Source organism: Thermoplasma sp. (genome assembly GCF_008709555.1).
Classification (GTDB): domain Archaea; phylum Thermoplasmatota; class Thermoplasmata; order Thermoplasmatales; family Thermoplasmataceae; genus Thermoplasma.
In genome coordinates, this window is sequence record NZ_VYIJ01000009.1 from 14,090 (window position 1) to 30,924 (window position 16,835).

General features: G+C 47.7%; 18 protein-coding genes. 7 read left to right on the forward strand and 11 right to left on the reverse strand.

The annotated features are described in order from the left end of the window. Positions 1 to 4: 4 nt before the first annotated feature. Positions 5 to 1,867: an ATP-dependent DNA helicase gene (locus tag F6Q11_RS04560; protein WP_297026646.1), complete on the reverse strand. Its 1,863-nt coding sequence runs from the start codon at positions 1,865 to 1,867 to the stop codon at positions 5 to 7. A gap of 113 nt (positions 1,868 to 1,980) precedes the next feature. Here F6Q11_RS04560 and pyrE point away from each other — a divergent pair, with 113 nt between their 5' ends. After that, the gene (gene pyrE / locus F6Q11_RS04565) at positions 1,981 to 2,496 is read left to right on the forward strand and encodes an orotate phosphoribosyltransferase (RefSeq protein WP_297026648.1); all 516 of its coding nucleotides are present in this window, start codon (positions 1,981 to 1,983) and stop codon (positions 2,494 to 2,496) included. Between the two features lie 21 nt (positions 2,497 to 2,517). On the opposite strand, the gene F6Q11_RS04570 is transcribed toward pyrE, so the two are convergent. The 9 genes from F6Q11_RS04570 to fdhF form a co-directional block, all read right to left on the reverse strand. Further along, positions 2,518 to 3,168 (reverse strand): translation initiation factor IF-6, encoded by a 651-nt coding sequence (locus tag F6Q11_RS04570; RefSeq protein WP_297026650.1) that lies wholly within the window; start codon positions 3,166 to 3,168, stop codon positions 2,518 to 2,520. A 46-nt stretch (positions 3,169 to 3,214) separates the two neighbouring features. Further along, the gene (locus F6Q11_RS04575) at positions 3,215 to 3,484 is read right to left on the reverse strand and encodes a 50S ribosomal protein L31e (RefSeq protein ID WP_297026652.1); all 270 of its coding nucleotides are present in this window, start codon (positions 3,482 to 3,484) and stop codon (positions 3,215 to 3,217) included. Positions 3,485 to 3,494: 10 nt separating this feature from the next. After that, on the reverse strand, positions 3,495 to 3,650 hold the full coding sequence (locus F6Q11_RS04580) for a 50S ribosomal protein L39e (RefSeq protein WP_010900481.1): 156 nt from the start codon (positions 3,648 to 3,650) through the stop codon (positions 3,495 to 3,497). After that, a complete protein-coding gene (locus tag F6Q11_RS04585; protein ID WP_297026656.1) occupies positions 3,647 to 3,994 on the reverse strand; it encodes a DNA-binding protein in 348 nt (115 codons plus the stop codon). Before F6Q11_RS04585 ends, F6Q11_RS04580 begins: the two co-directional genes overlap by 4 nt. A 182-nt stretch (positions 3,995 to 4,176) precedes the next feature. Continuing rightward, positions 4,177 to 4,629, reverse strand: coding sequence for a 30S ribosomal protein S19e (locus F6Q11_RS04590; protein ID WP_297026658.1), 453 nt, complete (start codon positions 4,627 to 4,629; stop codon positions 4,177 to 4,179). Positions 4,630 to 4,803: 174 nt separating this feature from the next. After that, positions 4,804 to 6,234 (reverse strand): MFS transporter, encoded by a 1,431-nt coding sequence (locus F6Q11_RS04595; RefSeq protein ID WP_297026661.1) that lies wholly within the window; start codon positions 6,232 to 6,234, stop codon positions 4,804 to 4,806. 522 nt (positions 6,235 to 6,756) lie between these two features. Beyond that, positions 6,757 to 7,512 (reverse strand): FAD/NAD(P)-binding protein, encoded by a 756-nt coding sequence (locus tag F6Q11_RS04600; RefSeq protein WP_297026663.1) that lies wholly within the window; start codon positions 7,510 to 7,512, stop codon positions 6,757 to 6,759. 16 nt (positions 7,513 to 7,528) lie between these two features. Beyond that, positions 7,529 to 8,449, reverse strand: coding sequence for a 4Fe-4S dicluster domain-containing protein (locus F6Q11_RS04605; RefSeq protein WP_297026665.1), 921 nt, complete (start codon positions 8,447 to 8,449; stop codon positions 7,529 to 7,531). After that, positions 8,446 to 10,455 carry a formate dehydrogenase subunit alpha gene (fdhF, locus tag F6Q11_RS04610; RefSeq protein ID WP_297026666.1) on the reverse strand — a complete coding sequence of 670 codons (2,010 nt, stop codon included), beginning with the start codon at positions 10,453 to 10,455 and terminating at the stop codon, positions 8,446 to 8,448. Before fdhF ends, F6Q11_RS04605 begins: the two co-directional genes overlap by 4 nt. A gap of 281 nt (positions 10,456 to 10,736) precedes the next feature. Between fdhF and pyrG the strand changes: the two genes are divergently transcribed. The 5 genes from pyrG to F6Q11_RS04635 all read left to right on the forward strand — a co-directional run bounded on the left by pyrG (position 10,737) and on the right by F6Q11_RS04635 (position 13,836). Next, positions 10,737 to 12,374 carry a glutamine hydrolyzing CTP synthase gene (gene pyrG / locus F6Q11_RS04615; protein WP_297026668.1) on the forward strand — a complete coding sequence of 546 codons (1,638 nt, stop codon included), beginning with the start codon at positions 10,737 to 10,739 and terminating at the stop codon, positions 12,372 to 12,374. Then, a complete protein-coding gene (locus F6Q11_RS04620) occupies positions 12,334 to 12,663 on the forward strand; it encodes an SCP2 sterol-binding domain-containing protein (protein WP_297026670.1) in 330 nt (109 codons plus the stop codon). The genes pyrG and F6Q11_RS04620 overlap by 41 nt, the downstream gene beginning before the upstream one ends. A 75-nt stretch (positions 12,664 to 12,738) precedes the next feature. Further along, positions 12,739 to 12,885: a hypothetical protein gene (locus tag F6Q11_RS04625; protein WP_297026672.1), complete on the forward strand. Its 147-nt coding sequence runs from the start codon at positions 12,739 to 12,741 to the stop codon at positions 12,883 to 12,885. 58 nt (positions 12,886 to 12,943) lie between these two features. Next, complete coding sequence (locus F6Q11_RS04630; protein WP_297026674.1) at positions 12,944 to 13,222, forward strand: hypothetical protein; 279 nt, start codon at positions 12,944 to 12,946, stop codon at positions 13,220 to 13,222. Then, positions 13,219 to 13,836: a DUF99 family protein gene (locus F6Q11_RS04635; protein WP_297026676.1), complete on the forward strand. Its 618-nt coding sequence runs from the start codon at positions 13,219 to 13,221 to the stop codon at positions 13,834 to 13,836. The genes F6Q11_RS04630 and F6Q11_RS04635 overlap by 4 nt, the downstream gene beginning before the upstream one ends. Here F6Q11_RS04635 and F6Q11_RS04640 read toward each other — a convergent pair. Beyond that, on the reverse strand, positions 13,833 to 14,324 hold the full coding sequence (locus F6Q11_RS04640) for a type II toxin-antitoxin system VapC family toxin (protein ID WP_297026678.1): 492 nt from the start codon (positions 14,322 to 14,324) through the stop codon (positions 13,833 to 13,835). The genes F6Q11_RS04635 and F6Q11_RS04640 overlap by 4 nt on opposite strands. Before the next feature lie 136 nt (positions 14,325 to 14,460). Between F6Q11_RS04640 and F6Q11_RS04645 the strand changes: the two genes are divergently transcribed. Next, positions 14,461 to 16,833 (forward strand): valine--tRNA ligase, encoded by a 2,373-nt coding sequence (locus F6Q11_RS04645; RefSeq protein WP_297026680.1) that lies wholly within the window; start codon positions 14,461 to 14,463, stop codon positions 16,831 to 16,833. Positions 16,834 to 16,835 lie beyond the last annotated feature (2 nt).

A 16,835-nucleotide genomic window follows, 5' to 3' on the forward strand; every position in this document is an offset into this window, starting at 1 on the left:
GGGATCATTGTGTGTGTTTTTCGCGATATTCCGCGGATAAGAAAAAATTGTATATATCTGCCGCTGGATCGGTTGTCTTCCTCAGATCAGGTATGAATTTCCTGAACTGGCCGGCTCTCTTATCCAGGATCACGCAGGCGCCTATGTCCTCTGCGCTCCTGATGAGCCGCCCTATTTCCTGCTTTATCTTTATGGCCGTTGGATAGATTACGCTGTACTCCCAGCCCTTACCGTATTTCCTCTCATAGTAATCGAAGAGCGCGCGATTCATCGCATCGGGCCTGGGAAACGGGAGCCCAGCCAGTATTATGAGCTCAAGCTCGTTCCCTGGAAAGTTTATCCCTTCGGAGAGCCTGCCACCAGATACCGCGAAGATCGTACCCCTGTCCCTCCTGAATTTCTTAAGAATGGCATAGAGATCCTTCTGATCGATGCCCCTGTATTCCTTCATGTGTTCGAAGGATACCCTGTTCTCAACCTTGTCCATGAGGGAGTATGACGGGAAATAAACTATGGTGTTTCTCATCACCCTTGTGACGATGCTCTCTATGGTGGTTGCCATCTTGTCCAGTTCCTTTTCATCCAGCGTGTCGTACTTGGAGGATACACCATCATAATAGGCTATGTACCTGTTCTCAGGAGGGAAGATCTCCCCGATCTTTTTAAATGGTATCTCGAATCCGGTGATATCGGAATAGAAATCGAATGGATCGAGCGTTCCCGACATGTGTATGGTCTTTGATTCCTTAAGGACATCAAGTATACCTGATGGATCGAGGCATGCCGCCTGCATGTATCCTGAATCCTCTGGCGAGAGTATTGCCGCATACCTTTCCTCATCCTGTTCCGAGAATGCGGTCAACCTGCTCGCGACAGATGAGCAGTAGCTGAAAGGTACCTTTCCGGCCTTCTCCTTCTCGTTTTCCACATATTCTCCAAAGAGGTATAGGTAGTTAAAGAGCGATCTTATCTCCCTCTCGCTCTTCTTATTCATTATCATCATGTACTCCATGAATTCCTGGAACCTGATCCTGACATCGCCCTTCTGGCACCTCTCGCTCACCATGCTCTGAAGTGCGCTTCTCACCATCTCTATGAGATCAGAAACATGGATCTTCTGCGAGAGTTCTGGGTCTCCGTAGGCCTGCGCTTCTCTGTCTGCCCTGTTGAGTGATTCTACGGAGATCCTGAAAGAACCTATCGATCTGCCTATCTCAGGCAGGTTGTGCGCCTCATCAAGTATTATCACTATCTGGTTTCTGGACACACCCCAGTGGCTGAGGAACTTTTCGGCCACGGATCTGTTCAGAAAGTATGCGTATGGTGCTATGACTATATCTGCATCCGGCAGGGCCGCCTTCATGCTCTCGTACGGGCAAACATTGTTCCGTTCGCCGTAATCGTAGAACTCTTCAGCGGTCGGCAGTTCATCAAAGAGGAACCTCTTTGTCTCATCCGATCTTATCTTGAAGTTGAAGTATGGACATGCTGACTCGTTTCCAGATATGACCTCGCGCTTCTTCATATTGCAGAACTTTGCCAGGGATTCCGCATTGATCTCATGGAGATCGTCGACCATTCTGTAGAGTATGCACATGTTGATCCGGCCCTGCATGGGTATTGCGCGTATCTTCACAGATGACGATAGTGATCGGAGCTCCTTTATCACCTGCTCTTCCTGCGAATTGGTGCGAACAAGGTAGAGAACCTTTAGCTTCTTTTCGCTTGAATACTGCAGAGCTGACTTGAGGGCCATCATGGTCTTTCCAGAACCGGTTGGAGATTCAAGGGCCACTCCGTAATTGCTCTGGAGCGAAGAACGAAGAAAATCAATGGCCTCCACCTGATACTGCCTGTTCTCGTACATCCCTTCGTGAAAGATGCTGACCGGGTTAATGAATGTTAGTAGTTCAGGATAATTCGCTATTCCTGCGTTATGGAAACATTTTTTTCTAACGAGCAGATCGCCTGCGGATACAGATGGGTGAACTGGAAGAGGATCTGCTGAGAGTTGGTGCCATAAAGTTCGGTGATTTTGTCCTGACCTCCGGAAAGAGGTCCACATACTACGTTGATATAAAGGAGGCGGCCACAGAACCTGCTGTGCTGAATAAAATTGCATCTGAATTTTCCAGAATGATAAGAACAAGAAAGATCGCAGGCATGGAGCTTGGAGCTGTACCGCTGACCGTTGCGACAGCACTTCACATGTCAATACCTTACATCATAGTCAGGAAGGAGAGATCGCATGGCACGATGAGCCTGCTTGTAGGCAAGCTTGAAAGGGGAGAGGAGATAGATGTCATAGAGGATGTGGTCACAACGGGCAACTCCGTGTTGAAGGCCGTACAGGTCCTACGTGAAAATGGAGCTGTTGTGAAACGCGCGTTCTGCGTCGTTGACAGGGAGGAGGGTGGATCAGACCTTCTAAGACAGAACGGCATCGATCTTAATCCCATAATAAGGATCTCACAGGTGAGAGGATTCAAAAAATAAGTTCCTGAAAACCCTTCCAGATCACGACAGTACGTCGTCAATCCTGTCCATCTCAATCGGAGTGGTGTCCTTGCCCACGAGAACACCCTTCGAATTGGCCACTATGGATGCTCCAACGTAGATGCTTCCAAAGTTTGCAGTTCCAGATTTAACCGAAACCTTGAAGAAATCCCTGAGAAATTCAAGTTCGTCGTCATCTGTTTCAGGATTAACAAGCATGCCCTTTGACGTAAGTATTCCAGCAGATCCCACTGTGAGTATATTTCCTATGGTCGTCCTTATGGTCTCGACGCCAAGTGTATCCTCTATCTCCTTCCGCGATCTGTTGCTGAAACTCTTGTGTATTATGGCACCATGATCGTTGGCTATTATGTCGTTGCCTATGGCATTGATCTTATCCTTCAACTGGAGTATGTTTCTCCCGTCCAGATCTCCCAGTCCGGTTATCTCGGATCCGTATGGTACGATCAGGCCGTTTGAATTCATGACCATCATCGTACCTATGAGGCTTGAATTGTCTATGCTTATTTTCCTGACGTCGACCTGAAGCACTTCCTGAAAATCAGCCACCGTCTTTTCATCGGCCATCATAGTGATGAAGGCAACGTCATCCCATGCCTTAGCGTATATACCGATAAAGTTACTTCTAAGGACTGACGTTTTCCTTATCACAACACACCACCGCGGTAATCGAAGAACGAAAAATAATGAGCCGGAATCACGGCATTATGATTTCCGTTGTTCCTTCCTCTAATTTTATTACCTTCACAGATAACTTTGAGGGGATATGTTCCCTTCCACGCTCCCATATCTTTTCACTTACTTTTGGATCGATCCAGATCTTGCCCTTATCGATCTTCATCTTTTTTGAAACGAAATTCCTCAGCACCGATACCGCCGTATCGGCCCTCCTCTTCCTGGATGATGCCTTCGCATCCCTCAGAGGCACGTTTATGATGACTTCCTGAGCTACTGTTTCATCCGCCATGATTTTCACCTCATATCTTCAGGCTTCCGCGTCTCCAGTTCCTTCTGAGCGGGTTCTGGGTCACCTTCCTGGCAGTCCTCATCATGACCCAGCCAGGCACCCTCCTGTTCTGCTTTATCTTCTTCATCAATCGTATCTTTCTACCAAGTTCCTTGTTCCGGCTCATTTGCTTCTCCTCTCTATCTTTGGTTCTCTCTTATTTTCGGTAAGCTTACTTAATATATCAATTATGTCTCTTTCTGAAAGCACACGGTTGATCCTTCCCATGCTTGCGAGCTGAATCAACTGGTTTTCAACGTTATCTGCAAGATCAGGCCTCACAAGTCTTACGTTGTTAAGGCGTTCCCTTGCAGATGGATCGAGTATCTGCCTGAGTATCTGCTGACGCCTGGCCCTCTCTGCCTCCCTCTGCTTCTCCTGCTCCTCACGCATCTGCTCCTGCATGGCCTGCCTTTGCATGCTTTCCAGTTGCTGCCTTCTTATTCTTTCAAGTTCCTCGTCATCATCCATATCCATCACTTTCGGATGAGATGCCATGTATCATCAGCGGGATCTTGGACACACCCTGCTGGGGTACATCCATCAAGCAATCAGATCCAGTAAATTACCAATTTCAATTTAATTTATAAGGGTTTTTATCCCTTCATTCGTCAACCGCGGATCGAACCTGATACCTCTAATGCAGTCCAGCATCAGATGAATTTCTGGAATGCAGGATCCTTGTCAGCAAGCTGTTTTATTATGTCCTTGCTGGCGTTGTCCAGAAGCGACATTCCCTGCGGTGAGAGGGATCTGCCCTTCGGTGTCTTCTGCACATAACCTGCCTTCTCCAGTTCGTGGAACAGATACCTGATTATTGATCTGCTTCCCTGCGAGGCGTGGTACCTCTTTGATCCTCTGTCAACCTTTCCGCCGTATTCACTGCTCATTCTGGATATTCCCAGATAGCCATTTATATAGAGCTTTCTCAGCATAGCAGCCGCACGGACATAGATCCAGTCCCTGTTCACAGGTGATTTCTCACGGCTTATGCCCGTCTTAACATATTTTGACCAGTCAGGTTCAGCTATCTTCTTCTCGCTCTTGAGCTTTTCAGAGACGTAATTGATCAACAGATCACTTGGAACGTATTTGACGCTAACCATGTTATCACAGGATGTGAGGCATATTTAAACTTGATTAATAATGTTTTCGTAGGTGTTTCCTCCGGCTTTACTCAGAAGTTGTAGGTATAAGAATACCCCAATACTACCATGGTAAACAACGATCACATGCAGGCGACATAGGCATTCAGTGAACATATGGAGGATCACCATCGATCATTTCTTTGAACCACTGCCTATGGCCCTTTTGTAGTTTCTCTCTCCTGAGATGTCCTCAAGACTCCTTCCCGAAGTCTCTGGAAGGAAGAAAATGGTGAGGAGTGCACCAAGGAAAGAGATCAGCGCAAGCATGATGAACAGGATGCTTTCGCCGAACAGGGCGAATATTATCACATTGAGCGCAGTACCTATGAATGCACCGAGCTTCCCGCCTGCTGAGGACAGGCCTGAACCAAGTCCCCTCAGGGATGTCGGAAACATTTCAGGCCCGTATATGAACGTGGTGACGTTTGGCCCGAATTCAGTGAAGAAGTAGCTCATTCCGTAGATGGCCATGAACCAGATGATGTACGATGGAGCAGATATGAATCTGAATACACTCAATATTATGTAGGATATTGCCATCATTAAGAACCCGATTATCTGCATCGGCTTCCTGCCTATCCTGTCAACGGTAAATGTAGCTATCCAGTATCCTGGAAGAGCAGATACAGCGAAGATTATCAGCGAATATAACGTGGTCATTCTGACCTTAGCCACCCCTGCGATGGACGCTGGGACTATGGCGGATAGCATCTGGTGGCTCATTATTGAGTTCCCGTAGAATGCCCAGTCAAGTGCGAACCATGCCCCGGCTGTACCCATGAGCGTCATAAGGAAGTACTTGTCCGTGAACATCTTCTTCCAGCTTATGTGCTCCTCGATCAACTCGTCTGGGCTAACCTGCACCCTGGCATTTCCCGATATCTTCTGGATTGCCTTCTTCGCGGATGAAACATCACCTGAAACATTTATAGAATACCTGGGCGTTTCGCCTATGGTTCTTCTACCGTAAAGCACTATCGCTGCAGGTATTGCACCGAGGAACAGCAGGAGCCTCCATACCACATCTATATCTGGTATGTACCTGAGCATTATCAGTGCGACAACCGGCCCGAAAACCAGGCCGAATCCCTGCATGGAGAATACCATGCCGATAAGCTGGCCCCTGTTCTTTGCATTCGAAAATTCAGCCATTATGGTGGAGCTTCCAGCGTAGTCTCCGCCTATGCCCAGGCCCAGTATGAATCTCCATGCGAGCAGGTATGCAACACCGTTAACTGGAACAAGGAATGCACTTCCCACGGCACCTGTTATCAGAAGCATCAACTCAAATCCATATACTCTGCTCCTCCCGAGCAGATCAAGGAGCCTTCCAAAGGTGAATGCACCTATGACGGACGCGAGAAGCGCTACAGAGGATATCAGTGAAATGTCTGCCGTGGAAAGCGAGGTCCATCCAGCCAGTGGAAGCAATGAGACTACAGTTCCTATTATAAAAAGATCGTATGCATCCGTGAAGAACCCCATACCAGAGATGACCCATGCCCTCAGATGAAACTTTCCTACCTTTGCATTATCCAGCTGTTGCAGGAGTCCTTGTGCCATCTCCACTTCCTCAGATCAGGTGAGATATTGAATATGCATAGTTAAGATTCATCTAAATAAAATATATAGATATATATTCTCATATTGTCGTTTCTTTATAGAAAAGTTAGGAGTCTGAGTGAAGCACTAAAATTCCCCTTCGAACAAAAGATGCACGGGTTTCCTTCAGTGGAAGAGTTCATATCTAAAACTCCTAAATCTAGTGAGCTACTCCTCAGCCTAAGCTTCGGAGCTTCCTTTCAGCGAAGAGACATCTGCCTGTACGGATATATTCCATGCAAGCCCGAAGTTGCGATCTCCACAGGCGTGAATTCGGACTGCACCAGCCCTACTCAGACATTTTGCTCGTACTGCTTGGTTATCGCAGTACGTGTTTTAAAACCAAACATCTTTATTAGTTTTTCCATTGGGGGAAGTCCGTGTATCTCCTCCCTTAAGGTCGGAGTTTTACTGCTTCCCTCAAATTCCTAATAAAAGTTTAAAGTGAGACCGTTACACGATAGATACCTGTGGAGATTTGCCTCAGAGGAACAATTCAGGCTCGTTCATCACGTCTGAATACCTGAATATTGGGCCTGATTCGCAGACGTACCACTGGCCAAGATTGCAGTGGCCACATACCCCTATACCGCATTCCATCCTGCGCTCAAGTGACAGGTATATGTTCTCCGGGCTGAATCCATTCTTGAGAAGTTCCTGAACCGAAAACTTCATCATTATGGGCGGCCCGATAACGAACGCACGGCCTTTCCTGAATTCATCAACGCCAGGTATCAGAGTGGTGACCACACCAACATGGCCATTCCAGGATGAATCGCCGCTGTCCACAGTCACCCGGAAATCCAACTTCTTTTTCCATGCCTCTATCTCGTTCCTGTAAACTATGTCCCTGGGGGATCTCGCCCCATACAGAACTGTGAGGTCATGGAGGTTGCCCTCGGATTCCATATCCTCTATCAGCGCCTTTATTGGCGGGATGCCTATGCCCCCAGCTATGGCCACTATGTGGTCTGATCCCTTCCATGGCCATACATTGCCGTACGGTCCTCTGAGGCCTATTTCAGCATCCCTGTGTTCCATAATGTATCTTGTTACAGACCCAACAGCCTTGATGGAAAATGTGAGGGGGTTGCAGAAACCAGATGCCACAGATATCGGGGATTCGCCTACACCGTCAACTGATAACATGTAGAATTGGCCCGCATGAGAATCCGTCTTCTTCGAAAATACCATCGTGTAGGTGTCATCTGTTTCCATCCTGAACTTTATCGGTTTCATCCTCACAGGAACATAATCATTCCTTATCGTAATCGTGTGTTATCACCTCCTTTATATCAATATCTACTGGACAATCGTCAACGCACCTGTTGCAACCTGTGCACAGGTATTCTCCCTTTGAAAGCTTATAGTACTTGAACTTATGATAGAACCTCTGCCTCAGCCTGTCTGAAAGTTCAGGCCTCACGTTTCCAGCAGCTGTCCTGGTGAAACCTTCGAGTATGCATGAGTCCCACTCCTTCTTCCTGCCTGTTTCATCATCATACACGTCTATGCAGTAGCACGTCGGACATGAGTAATTGCAGGCCCCGCATGATATGCAGTAGCTGGCGAACTCGCTCCATAGCTTCGAGTTCCACTTCATTCTCTTCTCTATGCCATTGAGGTCTATTTTACCGTATCTCTGCAGAAATTCTTGAGAGTGCCTTGAGAATACATTCTGGTCTTGGGATATTTTGAATCCGGTCAGAAATCTCTCATATCTATCATCGGCCTGAACAAAATACTTTCCATCCCTGTGCAGCACCTGAATGTCATATCTGTCCAGAACCGGGCCTCCGAATGATGTGCAGAAACCGCCATTGCACATCTCGTTGCATACAAAATTCACGAATATCGTGTTTTCCCTCCTGACGGTGTAGAATGGGTCCTTGTTCAATATCTGCAGATCCATTATCTGGAAACCACGCAGGTCACAGCTCTTGACCCCGAATACCGCCTTCTTATCGGCACGTGGGACCTCTAAGATATTCTCGGATCTTTTTATCAGAAAATCTTTCGGAGAATAGCTGCTCTTCTCTTCTGAGACCTCGCTGAACGAGGATATGCGCGAGAAAATGACCTCGCCAAGTTCCTCCTTTGCGCCGAACGTTTCGTATTCCTGTGATATCCTCTGGTATAGCTTCTCCATATCATCTCTGGTGAGCTCGTATATCATGCTTTCACCCTCACTGCGACGACCTTGAACTCGGGTATCTTTGAATATGGATCCAGGTTCTCGCCAACCAGCAGGTTTACCCTTGCCTCCTTGAAGTGAAATGGAACAAACACTATGCCGTCCGGTATCTTAGAGGTCACCATGGCTGGAAGCTTTATGGTGCCGTGCCTTGATTCTATTGTTACCGTCTGGCCGTTCCTTATGGATAGCCTCTTCGCATCGTTGACGCTTATCTCAACGTATGGATTTGGAGATTCCCTCTCCAGTATATCGCTGCGGCGCGTCATTGTTCCTGAATGCCAGTGGTAGTAGTTCCTGCCCGTTGTGAGTATGAATGGATACTGATCGTCAGGCGATTCTGATGGCGGTCTGTATGGTATTGCCATCAATTTTCCCAGTCCCCTTGTGAACCTGTCCACATGCAGTATCTCTGTTCCATCCGGATGCTGATCGTTGATGGGCCACTGTTTCCCATCCGGGTAAAGATCCGCGTATTTCGCTCCTGAATAGTTTGGGATGGCCAGTCGTATCTCGTTGAATATATCCTCAGGTGATCCGTAAGCTTCGCGGTCGAAGAGCTTTGAATAGATCTGGCTTAGGATCCACCAGTCCGGCCTGGCTTCACCGGGTGGATCCTTAACCGGAACAACGCGCTGTATCCTCCGCTCTGTGTTTGTGAACGTACCCTCCTTCTCAAGCGCGGATGAAGCCGGAAGCAGAACATTTGCATATCTGGCGGTCTCGGTCATGAAGATATCCTGCACAACGAACAGCTCCAGATTTTTCAGCCCCTTTTCAACCTCAGAAAGATTGGCCTCAGTTATTACCGGATTCTCGCCCATCAGGTATATTGCCTTGACCCTTCCGTCTATGGCGGCATCGAACATCTCGGAGAGCATGAGGCCTATCTTGCGTGGAAGCTTAGCCTCCCAGAGCTTCTCGAACGTCTCCACCTTTTCTGAATCTGGCGGTACATAGCCGGGATAGAACTCAGAAAGCGCGCCCATATCGCTCGATCCCTGAACGTTGTTCTGGCCCCTCAGTGGGAATATGCCGGATCCGTATTTTCCCAAGTTTCCTGTCATCAGTGCAAGGTTTGACACGCTCATCACGTTTTCCGTGCCATGTATGTGCTGCGTTATGCCCATACCATAGAGTATTGCGGATGGCCTGTTTGATGCATAGATCTCTGCGGCCTTCTCGACAAGATCCGGCGGTACTCCGGTGATCTGCTCCGTCAGCTCTGGAGGATACTTCTCTATCTCCTGCGCAAATTCATCAAAACCCTCTGTCCTGTTCTTTATGAAATCTGAATCTATGAGGCCCTTCTTGAGGATGACAAACATCATTGAGTTCAGCAGCGCAACGTCCGATCCTGGCCTGAACTGCAGGAAGACATCGGCCATTGAAGCAAGCTTTGTCCTCCTTGGATCAGCCACTATGAGCTTTTTACCCATCTTCTTCTGTTTGATTATGGTTGTGCCTATTATGGGGTGCTGTTCCGTTGTATTCGATCCTATCACGAAGAACGTCTCTGTGGATTTCAGGCTTCTTATGGATCCGGTTGCCGCCGCAGTGCCGAGAGTCCTTATCAGGCCGGCGACCGTGGAGCTGTGGCAACTCCTCGCGCAGTGATCAACGTTGTTTGTTCCCATCATGCGCGCTATCTTCTGCAGCAGATAGTTCTCCTCGTTTGTGCATTTTGCAGAAGCCTGAAAGGCTATGGCGTCAGGTCCGTATCTGTCCCTTATCTCACGAAGCCTCTTCACCACAAAATCTATTGCCTCTTCCCAGCTCACATTCACCCATGATTCGCCCCGCCTGATCATGGGTGATGTTATCCTGTCATGAGATCCTGCGTAGGAGAGCCCCTGATACCCCTTTATGCACAGTTTCCCCTCATTCACCACAGACCTTGTATAACCGTGAACCGTGTAATGATCTCCAGAATAATCAACTTCTATCTGGCAACCCGTACCGCAGTATGGGCAGACAGTTAATGTCATGATTATAATATTCCGTCTTTACTTAAATATATTTTCCATGCATCGGCCCGCTGGCCCCGTATAATACGTAAAGACTATCACATGATAGCATGTTTATATTTATACATATTTATATTGTAAATACGTGTGCCTGTGTGGAAAAATACGAAACCAACTGCATGGGATGCATGGAACAGGTACCTGCCAGATGAAAACATGTCAGCGTACTGCTCTGAAAAAGCGGTATAAGCGGCTCCGGGTCAGATTGAAAAATTTAATTAACGAGTCTGTGTTTATCCATAATGCAGTACATAGTTGTGACTGGTGGAGTTATATCCGGTCTCGGCAAAGGTACCATAACTTCAAGCATAGGTCATATTCTCAAGGATTCAGGCATAAAGGTATCTGCGGTCAAGATTGATCCATACATCAACTATGATGCTGGAACGATGAATCCGTACCAGCATGGCGAGGTCTTTGTTCTGGATGATGGTGGCGAGGTGGACCTTGATCTCGGTAACTATGAACGCTTCATGAACATCAGTTTAACGAAAAACAACAACATAACAACTGGAAAGGTTTACCTGGAGGTCATACAGAAAGAAAGACACGGCGATTATCTTGGTAAAACCGTGCAGATAATACCGCATATAACGGATGAGATAAAGCGCAGGATAAGGGATGTTGCGAAGTCAAGTGGCGCGGACGTTGTTCTAATTGAGGTTGGCGGTACAGTCGGCGATATAGAGTCCATGCCGTTTCTGGAGGCGCTGAGGCAGCTCAAGCGTGAGGAACAGAATGTTGTTTTTGCCCATGTTACGCTAGTGCCTGAGATAGGCCTGACCCTGGAACAGAAGACGAAGCCGACGCAGCACAGCGTTAAGTCACTCAGGGAGATAGGGATACAGCCAGATATCATATTCGCAAGGTCCAAGAATAAGCTGACGGATGAGACCAAGTCAAGGATATCGCTGTTCACAGACGTTCCAGTTGATGGTATAATAAGCGTCAGCGATGTTGAGAACGTTTACCTGCTTCCACAGATGATGGTAGAGGAGGGGCTGATAACAAGGCTCTCAAAGCTTCTGAACATGAATATAGAATACAGGGACACATGGGCCAAGTACACGGAAAACATAAGGCATCCAAGGGAGAGGGTGAAGATTGCCATCGTCGGGAAATACGTGGATCTGCACGACGCATACATAAGCCACAAGGAGGCATTTTCCCATGTCACTGGGAATACCGGCATAGCCGTCGATATCATGTGGATCGATTCCGAGAAGGTCAGGGATGATCAGAGTGTTCTAAGCGAGGCAGACGCCATACTTATACCCGGCGGTTTTGGCTACAGGGGTGTGGAGGGGAAGATAGCCGCCACAAAATATGCGATGGAAAACGGTGTTCCATTCCTCGGGATATGCCTTGGATTCCAGGTTGCCGTCATAGCGGTGGCGAGGTACATTCTAGGGCTGGATGGGGCGAACAGCACAGAATTCGATGAGAAAACACGCTACCCTGTTGTGGACATACTGCCTGAACAGAGGGGTGTGAAGGACATGGGAGGGACCATGCGCCTTGGATCAAAGAAGGTCGTTATAAAGAAGGGGACACTGGCGCACAGGATATACGGCACAGATATAATATACGAAAGGCACAGGCACAGGTATGAGGTCAACCCTGATTACATCGATATGATAGAGAAGGCAGGATTCAAATTCTCTGCAACCGACGAGGAGGGTATCAGGATGGAGATCCTGGAAAGGAATGGGGACGAAAGCTTCATAGCCACCCAGTACCACAGCGAGTTCAAATCAAGGCCTCTGGATCCGTCAAAGGTACACCTGCATCTGGTCGAACAGGCATTAATTTTTAAACACAGAAGGATGGGGGAAAACCATGAAGGATACGTTGCAGCAACTAGTAGCCAAGGTAAATAAGAAATTTGAGGATGATCCGAAATACAGGGAGAAACTGAAATCCCTCAGCAGAAGCATAAATCTTGAATTCGATGGAAAAGACAACTACCACTTTTACCTCAAGGACGCGCATCTAAGTGATGTTGAGGATGGAAAGATAGATGCTGATATCAACGTGATCGTTTCCTCAGACACGTTCAACAAGATACTCTCCAAGGAGACAGATCCGCTGACAGCTTACCTGACAAAGCAGATCAAGATAAAGGCATCGCTCATGGACAAGCTCCTCATCTCGGACCTGTTAAAGTGATTAATCTCCGATATTTCAGATCAAATCACGAAAACGCCATAATTTTTTATCTTTATGGACCGATAGAATATTGTTGTGGCAATCGTTGAACCATGCATGCCTGGATGCGTCAGGGTGATCGTCTCAGGGCATTTTGAATACAGGTGCCCTTTCTGCGGCCTTACCTTCAGATCGGAGGATGAATGTACAGGACATGTGATATCGGAACACACGAAGAGGTAGAGATCCGCAATAACTATTATTTCCGGATAACTACCTGTGGTATCAGGTGATCTTTCTTATGCCAATGATATCTTCATCCGGTGCCATCAGAGACATATCATCCATGATCAGAAAACTGAAACCCGGATACGAGATAGAGATGAAGACCTTCAAGAAAGACCGTGGAATCGAGATAGCGAAGGAAGAAGATGGATCGCTCAATATAAGGGAGTTCGGCTTCAGGACTGCTGAGTATCACGCGGCTTCGGATGACTTCGAGAAGATCTTCAAGGAGGTTTATCAACGCGAGTTTCCAAGGAGCCATGAGATAAGGTACTCCGTCAGGAGGATCAGATGAGAGATTACAATGGTGATCAGCCACGGGGAGGTCTATCGCTTCCATTTGAACCGGCACCGCAAAGGGTCCAGATCAAGAGAGGGATAAGGATCCTTGGCATAGACGATTCGCCATTCTCAAGGAACGATGCCGAGAGCAGCCTGATAGGCGTGCTTATGCGCATTGATGGATACATAGAGATGATCGAGAAGGAGAGGATCCATGTCGATGGAACGGACGTCAACGATGCCATGGAAAGACTGTTCTTCAAGACAGGCGGAGTTGCCAGGGTCATAATGATGAGTGGCATATCTTTCGCCGGCTTCAACATATGCGACATAGACGCTTTACACGAGAAAATCGGAATACCTGTCATATCAATATTTGAACAGGGTGGAAGCGTGGACCGGATGATCGATGCCATAGAAAAACATCTTGGTGATGATGAGAAGGTCAGGATACTGAGATCGCTTAGGCCCGTGGAGATAATCAACGGGCGATACCTGATAATGGCGAACCTGGCAGGAATAGATCCACAGAGCGCCAGAGAAATAATAACAAGAAATACCATCAGGGGCAAATTTCCAGAGGCAATAAGGGTGGCAGATCTCATCGGGAAGGTGGCAGGAAACTAGACCTTTCTGACCAGGGATCTCTTCTTGTCGTAGTGCCTCTTAACCTCATGCCCGCATATATCGCATACCTTTACTGGCTCCGGAAATATCTTCTTGCATCCAGTGCAGCGATAGACCCACGCTATCTGCTTTTCTATCCTCTTTATGTTAGCATTCATGAATCCAAGGTTCAGATATGATGCAACGTTCTGTATCGAATAGTCATCCGTAACGATCGTGGCATCGTACTGGAGCGCGATGGCCAGGACATCCTTATCTGTCTGGCTCAGATTCATCAGATCGCCTGTCTTCGAAGCGGTCTCCTCCACGATCCTCAGGAATTCCTGATCCGGGCTGGCCACCTTTATCATCGGCAACAGGGCGTCTATCATGTATCGGAGTTTTCCCTTCTTTATCTCGCCGATAACCGATGATGGGAATATCAGATCGCCCTCCAGCAGGTTCAGATTCCTTGAGATTATAGCGGAGGTATCTATCACATATATCATTCATGAAGCTATCAGTAATTGATATAAAATGTTTGACAATGCCATGGTCCTTGCAGGATGATCGTTTAGCTGACCTTGAATCCGTGATGAAAATGATAAAGTAAATTAATTAAGCGTATCTCAATTACAAATCAGGATGGACATAGATATAAATCAGATGGAAGAGAAATGGATAAAATACTGGGACGATAATGATGTTTACAGGTTTGAGCCCGCTGACCGAGACAGGGTATTCGCCATAGATACCCCGCCACCAACAGTATCCGGCAAGATGCACATGGGCCACTCATTCTCATACCCGCATCTCGATTTCATAGCGAGGTATAAGCGCATGCGGGGTTACCATGTGTTCTTCCCATGGGGCTTTGACGACAACGGCCTTCCGACTGAGAGATATGTTGAGAAGGAGACGGGAGTAAAGCCAACCGACAGCAACGTTGAAGAATTCATAAGGTTGTGCAGGGAGATAAGCGAGACCAGTGAAAAGAGCCTCCTTGAGGGATGGAAACGGATAGGGATGAGCTGCTATTTCAAAGATTATTACGTTACAAGCTCTCCTGAATCTATAAGGATATCACAATCGATGTTCCTTGACCTGGTCAGAAAGGGGCGGGTATACAGGGACCTCGCGCCTTCAATACGCTGCCCAACATGCAAGACATCGATATCGCAGATAGAGATGAAGGACCAGGAGATGCACACCAAACTCGTATACATTAATTTCAGTGTCGAGGGAAGGCCGCTGACCATAGCTACCACAAGGCCGGAGATGCTCGGATCCTGTGTTGCAGTGTTCGTTAACCCTGAAGATGCCAGGTACAGGGATCTTATAGGGAAAGAGGCCACCGTGCCGGTGTTCGGCAACCGTGTTAAGGTTATGACCGATGGATCCGTTGACATGAACTTTGGAACCGGCGCAGAGATGGTGTGCACCTTCGGCGATCAGAATGACCTCGACCTCTGGAAGAAATACAATCTGCCACTGAAGATGAGCATCGACAGGGATGGCCGGATGACCGATGAGGCCGGCCCATTGAAGGGTATGACCATACCTGACGCGAGAAAGCGGATCATAGAAATTCTCAGGGATGAAGGATACGTGGTGAAGGAGGAGAACATAAAGCACTCTGTGAATACGCACGAGAGGTGCGGCACGCCGATAGAGATATTCATAGAGAAGCAGTGGTTCATAAAGTACCTGGACATGAAGGACGCGTTTATCGAGAACGGCCGCAGGATAGAGTGGATACCTGATTATATGCGCGTAAGATATGAGAACTGGGTCAACGGTCTCAAGTGGGACTGGCTCATATCAAGGCAGAGGTACTATGGTGTTCCATTTCCAGTATGGTACTGTGCGGACTGTGGCAACACAATATACGCGGATGAGGCGGATCTTCCGGTTGATCCCAGGATACAGAAACCAGATAAGAGATGCGATAAGTGCGGATCGACCAACCTCGTGCCTGAACGTGATGTGATGGATACCTGGGCTACGTCCTCTCTAACGCCAAGGATCGCCCTGACGCACTTCGGCCTCTTCGACAGGTACTATCCAGAGGATCTCAGGGGGCAGGGCCATGACATAATATCATTCTGGGCTTTCACGACCATAGCCAGGTCAAAGATACACGATGACAGGATACCCTGGTACAAACTCATGATAAGCGGCAATGTCTACGACATGTACGGAGAAAAGATGAGCAAGAGCAAGGGAAACATAGTCGATATATACAGCGTTATAGATAAATATGGGGCTGACGCACTGCGTTTCTGGGCCTCAACCGTGTCCCAGGGAGACGACATAAGGATCAAGGAACAGGACTTCACAAGGGGGCGCAGGACTGTCATAAAGATGTACAACGCGAAGAAGCTCATCGACATACTGAAGGGGGACAGGAAAATACGGATGTTCCAGGATGTCTCAAATCCAGTGAACAGATGGATACTGACTGAGGAGTCCAGGGCAATGGAGGCCATAACATCGCATATGGAGAACTACGAGGTTTCAAAGGCGAGGACCTTGCTGGATACCTTCTTCTGGAACGTGTTCTGCGACAATTATCTTGAGATGATAAAGCCAATCGTACAGAAGTCTTCGGAATCCGGGCGCAGCGATGACGTTGATGAAACATTATACACCGCATCCAAGGTAATGATGGACGTGGCAAAGGCCTATGCTCCGATTATGCCGTTCATATCCGAGGAGATATACCAGACTCTTGATTTTCCTGGAAAGAAGATCAGCGTGCATGTTGATTCATGGCCAGAGGAAAAACGCAGGTATGGTGATGCAGAAGAGGTCTCATACATAGTGAGCGTGATCGACGCCATAAGATCTGCAAAATCAGCTGCCAAGGTCTCAGTTGGGACCAGGGTGAAAATCGCTTCGATAAAGGGGAGGAAGGCTGAGATAGAGAAATATCGCGATCTGATCTCTGGAATGCTGAGGATAGATCAGCTTGAAATCATGGATGGGGAGGCCGTGGAGGCCACGGTGATTCCATGATG

What these genes read in the sequence shown, in the direction of transcription:
- F6Q11_RS04560 (WP_297026646.1), bottom strand. Translation starts at nt 1,867, where the DNA reads ATGTACGAGAACAGGCAGTATCAGGTGGAGGCCATTGATTTTCTTCGT.
- pyrE (WP_297026648.1), top strand. Translation starts at nt 1,981, where the DNA reads ATGGGTGAACTGGAAGAGGATCTGCTGAGAGTTGGTGCCATAAAGTTC.
- F6Q11_RS04575 (WP_297026652.1), bottom strand. Translation starts at nt 3,484, where the DNA reads ATGGCGGATGAAACAGTAGCTCAGGAAGTCATCATAAACGTGCCTCTG.
- F6Q11_RS04580 (WP_010900481.1), bottom strand. Translation starts at nt 3,650, where the DNA reads ATGAGCCGGAACAAGGAACTTGGTAGAAAGATACGATTGATGAAGAAG.
- F6Q11_RS04585 (WP_297026656.1), bottom strand. Translation starts at nt 3,994, where the DNA reads ATGGATGATGACGAGGAACTTGAAAGAATAAGAAGGCAGCAACTGGAA.
- F6Q11_RS04590 (WP_297026658.1), bottom strand. Translation starts at nt 4,629, where the DNA reads ATGGTTAGCGTCAAATACGTTCCAAGTGATCTGTTGATCAATTACGTC.
- F6Q11_RS04595 (WP_297026661.1), bottom strand. Translation starts at nt 6,234, where the DNA reads ATGGCACAAGGACTCCTGCAACAGCTGGATAATGCAAAGGTAGGAAAG.
- F6Q11_RS04600 (WP_297026663.1), bottom strand. Translation starts at nt 7,512, where the DNA reads ATGAAACCGATAAAGTTCAGGATGGAAACAGATGACACCTACACGATG.
- F6Q11_RS04605 (WP_297026665.1), bottom strand. Translation starts at nt 8,449, where the DNA reads ATGATATACGAGCTCACCAGAGATGATATGGAGAAGCTATACCAGAGG.
- fdhF (WP_297026666.1), bottom strand. Translation starts at nt 10,455, where the DNA reads ATGACATTAACTGTCTGCCCATACTGCGGTACGGGTTGCCAGATAGAA.
- pyrG (WP_297026668.1), top strand. Translation starts at nt 10,737, where the DNA reads ATGCAGTACATAGTTGTGACTGGTGGAGTTATATCCGGTCTCGGCAAA.
- F6Q11_RS04620 (WP_297026670.1), top strand. Translation starts at nt 12,334, where the DNA reads ATGAAGGATACGTTGCAGCAACTAGTAGCCAAGGTAAATAAGAAATTT.
- F6Q11_RS04630 (WP_297026674.1), top strand. Translation starts at nt 12,944, where the DNA reads ATGCCAATGATATCTTCATCCGGTGCCATCAGAGACATATCATCCATG.
- F6Q11_RS04635 (WP_297026676.1), top strand. Translation starts at nt 13,219, where the DNA reads ATGAGAGATTACAATGGTGATCAGCCACGGGGAGGTCTATCGCTTCCA.
- F6Q11_RS04640 (WP_297026678.1), bottom strand. Translation starts at nt 14,324, where the DNA reads ATGATATATGTGATAGATACCTCCGCTATAATCTCAAGGAATCTGAAC.
- F6Q11_RS04645 (WP_297026680.1), top strand. Translation starts at nt 14,461, where the DNA reads ATGGACATAGATATAAATCAGATGGAAGAGAAATGGATAAAATACTGG.